This is a genomic window from Rhizobium sp. FKY42, from assembly GCF_005222835.1.
GTDB lineage: Bacteria > Pseudomonadota > Alphaproteobacteria > Rhizobiales > Rhizobiaceae > Neorhizobium.
The window spans coordinates 1-4,987 of record NZ_STGA01000031.1; the positions used below are offsets into that span (position 1 = coordinate 1).

The following is a 4,987-nucleotide window of genomic DNA, read 5'->3' on the forward strand; positions in this document are numbered from 1 at the left end:
GCAAAACCGCTTCTAGCGGTTCAAGCGCAGCGTTTCAAACCTCCACCTCTGGTGGAGGTCATGACTTTATGGTCCGTTCTCTTTCGCAATCAGCTGCTGAAGCGTCCTGCCGCGTGAGCAAGCATTGTGTAGACCTTACCGGTATCGGAGGTAAGGTAGCTCTGCGTCACCGTACGATCACGGTCGGTGCGGGCAACATCGGAAAGAAGCTTTTCGAAGTCGGCGATATAGCGGTCCACTGCAACGCGGAATTCTGGTTCGCGCTGATACTTGCGCTGAATCTCATCGAATGTCTGCTGACCCTTCAGCGTGTAGAGCCGACGGGTGAAGACATCCCTTTCGCCGCGCTGGTAACGACGCCACAGGTCGACGGATGCATCATGGTCGATGGCGCGGGCGATATCGACGGAGAGGGAATTCAGTGACTCCACCATGTGACGCGGATTGCGGCTATCGCCATTTCGGACCGGCGGTTCTGCCGGGCGCGCCTGAGTACGCTGGACCGGGCGTTCCTCGTGGCCATCATCGTCTCGCGACGCGCCGCGCAAGAGGTCGCTGATCCAGCCACCGGTCTGTGTTGCCTGCGGAGCAGGTTCAGGACGGCGCGGAGCCGAAGCCGATGGGGCCTGAGGTTGAACCGGGGACTGCTGCGGTGCCGGACGATCCATCGGCAGGCTGCCCCTTAGTCCGTCGCCGAAGTCGTCATAACGCGGTGTGGGCTGTTGAGATGCACTCGGCGCAGGTTGTGTCATTCGCTCCGCCTGGGGCTGGGGCTGGGGCTGAGGCTGCGCCCCGATACGTTGCTGCGGCTGCGCTTCCGGACGAGGTGCCTGGGCGCGGGGTGGAGCGGGCATGGGTGCAGGTGCAGGGGCGGGTGCCGTTGTCGTGACACGGGCAGACGGGGCAGTTGGCCGCGAGACTTCAAGCGACTGGCTGGAGCGTCCAACCAGCGCTGAAATATCCTGCAGCGCCTTGATCTGCTCGGAGACCGCACGGCGCATGGCGGCCGCGCTTTCCTTCGCTTCTTCGGGAAGATCGAACGCACCGCGCTTCAGTTCACTGCGCGTATCGTCAAGCTCGCGGCGAATATCCGACGACGCGCGGCGGATTTCGTCGGTCGCACCGGCAAAGCGCTGCACTGCCTCTTCCACGGAGCGACGCAGGCTATCACGCATATGTTCAGCAGTGGCATCGGACTTGTCCGCCGCGTCTGCCAACACCTTCTCGACATCGGCCAGAGAACCGGCAATTCCACCGCGCATACGATCTGCCAGCAGCCGCGAACGCTTCTCGGCTTCTGACAGGGTACCTTCGATAGCTTGCGTTGCCTGTTCGCTGGCACTCATCAGGACGTTGCGCATGCCCTCTGCCGTCTGGGCTGCTTCACGTTGGGCTGCATCGAGATTGCGGCTTATATCTGTGAACGACGACTGGAGGTTCTGGCGGATAGTGCCGCCAACCTCTGCGGAACGTTCTTCGACACGCTGCAGGGCACCTTCCACGATAGTGGAAATGTTGCGCATGTTCGCTTCGATCTCTTCCGAGCGCTGAACAAGGCCGGAGGAGAGGGCGCGCAAGGCATCCTGACGTTCGGTCAAGGTGCTGGACAAGTTCGACTGGGCGGCAGACAGAAGCTCCGAAGCCTGATCGAGCACACGCGTATATTCGTCGAACCGGCCAACGATGCTGCCCACCTGACCAAGTGTGTGGCCAGAAATGTGGGTGAGCCGGTCGACGTTGTTGTCGAGCAGACGGCTGGAGCTGGCCACCATATCGGCAGCGTTGGAGGAGCTTTCGGTGAAGCGGGCTGCTGCAGCATCCAGTTTCTGATCGGCAGCCGCCAGGCGTGCCGAGGCCTGATCGACCGTGACTCCGATCTCACGAGCGGCTTGATCGATCAGCGAGGAAATGCCTGTGTTGCTGGCTTCCAGACGGCTGACGAGATCTTCGACGTTCCGCAGCAAACCGCTTTCGAGGTTGCGAACGGTGCCTGCTGCCATCTGGGTGCGTTCGGTGATTGCAGCCAGTGTCTCGTTTGTGCGTGCCGTGATCGCTTCGACGATCGAGGCGCTTTCCTGACGAACCCGCACGCTGCTGCCTTCCGCAGCTGCGGAGACGCGGCTTGCGCCTTCTTCCGCAGCGGCAGCAAGACGTTCTGCGGCTGAACGTCCGGTTTCTGCATACTGGTTCACAAGCGGACGGGCCTGCTCTTCAATGAGACGCGAGAGCTCTGCTGAGCGTGACGCCAGCATGGAGTTCAAGTCGCGGGTGCGGTTATCAAGGTTCGCCCGGATCGATTCGCCGCGCGCTTCCAGAGCCTTATCGACGGCCTCGATTGCAGTGTTGATATCGTCTGTGGTCTGGTTGAGCGTGGCACGCAGTTGGGCCCCACGGTTGACCAGGGTCTGATCGACAGACTGCAATGTGCCCTCAATGGAGGCAACCGTTTGGCTAAGCTTGCCGCGAATGGTTTCGCCCCGTTGATCGAGCTGCTGCTGAGCAGCATTAAGTGACTCATTAATGGTGCCGACCTGCTTTTCGACGAGAGACCCAGCTTCGGCGACCTTGTGCATGATTGAGTTGCCGGCCTCGGAGAACGCCTGTGCGACAGCAGCCGCCTGCCCAGCAAGGCGGTTTTGTGTTTCGCCGATGCGGCCGGCGATTTCGTTCGAGCGCTCTTCCAGCGCACGCGCGAATTCCTCGTTCTTCGAGCCAAGCTGCTCAGAAAACTGTGCGCCAGCCTTCGTCAAGGCATCGGATGCCTGAAGCGCTTCTGCATCGAATTCGCGGGCAGCCGTTCCAATTGCATCGCGCAGGCTTGTCGCCAGCGATGCGGCACGGCCTTCAATGGTCTTGCTGACATTCTCGAGACCGATGCCGATAGCGCGGTCCATCGTCGAAAGACGCTCGTCGACGCGAGACGTGCCTGCCGCAAAGGTGCTGTCCAGACGGTTCGACGCATCGCCTGCAATACGCTCGAAATCGGAAACGCCTTTTGTGACTGTTTCATTTAGACGATTAACGCTTTCGGTGCTGACGCGCTCGATCTCACTCGTGCGTTCAGCCAGCCGCTGCGACAGATCCTGTCCTGCCAGTTCGACCAGCCCGGTCACGTCATCGATATGGCCACGGATACGCTGCTCAACACCGCCGAAGGTTGTTTCGATGCGATCGCCTGTCTGGGACAGCGACGATTCAACGCCGCTCACCGTTTGCTGCACGCGCGACGACAAGGTTTCAGCCGAAGTCTCGATCTCCGTCGCCGCAGAACTGAGGCGTTGCGTGATGGTGCCAGCCGTATTGCGGAGCCGCTCATCAAGGCTGGAACCTGCGGCCTCAATCTGGCTGCGTAGCTGGTCACCCTGGCTCTCGAAGGACATTTCGAGCATACCAACGCTTGTGGCTACCGTAGCGCCGATCGACATCGACTGCTCGGTCATCAGATCGCTGAGGCGCGTTTGCGCATTGTCCAACGTAGAGGAAATTGCGCTCTCGCTGTTCTGCAGCGTGTCACGCAGTCGATCATGACCGGTATCGAATGCCTTGGCAAAGTTCTCTGCGGCTGAATCGACAACCATCGAGATCTGCGCCTGGCCACTGCCGATCACGTCGGTGACGCGTGAGATGCCGGTATCGAGGCTGCGTTCGATGCTTGAGGTGCTGGATGACAGAGCGTTGTCGATTCGCTCGGCAGCCGTGCCGACGGTACGATCAATGGCTTCCGCACCGGTGTAAAGCGTACGGGCAATCTGGTCATGGCGGCTGGCAAGCGTTTGATCGAGCCGTTGCTGGTTTTCCTCGTAGGCCGACCGGATGGCTTCCGCACGAGAGGAGAAGCTCTGCTCGATTCTGGCGTCCGCCTGCTCGGCCGTCGACATCAGCGATGCTGCCTTTTCCTCGAACAACATCGAAAGACGATCTTCATTCAGCGCAAATGTTGTGCTCAGCGAAAGCGCACGGTCATCCAGCGATTCGCCAATACGTTCACCCGCGCCACTGACGATGGAACCGAGTTCCTCGACGCGGCGACTCAGTTCACTTGCAATCTGCTGATGACCTTCCGCCAGGGTACGCGATACGCGCTCGGTCCTACTGTCGAGAAGGTTGCCAAGCCGCTCTTCACCTGTCGAAAGTGCAGTAGCGAAGGCCGAGGCGCGGTCGTCCAGGACAGAGGTGATCTGCTCGTTGGCGTTCCCGAGGACACCGGACAGCTGATCAACACGGCGTTCCAGATCCGAATCCAGCTGGCGATGACCCTCCGACAGGGTGCGAGCCATGCGCTCAGACTGGGTATCCAGAACCGAGCCCAGTCGATCCTCGGCCAACGAAAGGGAGGTGCCGAGCGCCAGTGTACGATCGTCCAGAACATCTGCGATACGATCGCTCGCACCAGAAACCGTGCTTGCCAGTTGCTCGACCTGTTGCCCCAGGCCTGTTTCAATCCGATCCCGCGCTGTCGCCAGTCTGCGCTCTGCAGTCTCCACATGCTCATCCAGTACCTGCGCGAGCCGATCTTCCCCGAGTGCGAGGCCGGTCGAAAGGGTGAGCGTCCGGTCGTCCAGGGTTTCTGCGATACGTTCCGACGCGCCAGCGACAAGACCGCCGATTTGGTCAAGACGACTGCCGAGGTTCTCTTCAATTCGCTGATGGGCAGACAGAATGCGACCTTCGGCATTGTTGGCGTGATCTTCGAGCGCCTGGGCAAACCGATCCTCTCCGAGAGCGAGGCCGGTCGAAAGGGCGAGCGTCCGGTCGTCCAGGGTTTCTGCAATACGTTCCGACGCGCCAGTGACAAGACCGCCGATCTGGTCAAGACGATTGCCGAGGTTCTCTTCAATTTGCCGATGGGCAGACAGAATGCGACCTTCGGCCTTGTTGGCGTGATCTTCGAGAACCTGGGCAAACCGATCCTCGCCAAGAGCGAGGCCGGTCGAAAGGGCGAGCGTCCGGTCGTCCAGGGTTTCTGCAATACGTTCCGACGCGCCAG

1 protein-coding gene is annotated in these 4,987 nt (G+C 60.6%); it reads right to left on the minus strand.

What is annotated here, in order from left to right:
• Nucleotides 1–89: 89 nt before the first annotated feature.
• Nucleotides 90–4,970, minus strand: coding sequence for a hypothetical protein (locus E8M78_RS15750; protein ID WP_137135969.1), 4,881 nt, complete (start codon nt 4,968–4,970; stop codon nt 90–92).
• Nucleotides 4,971–4,987: the final 17 nt, after the last annotated feature.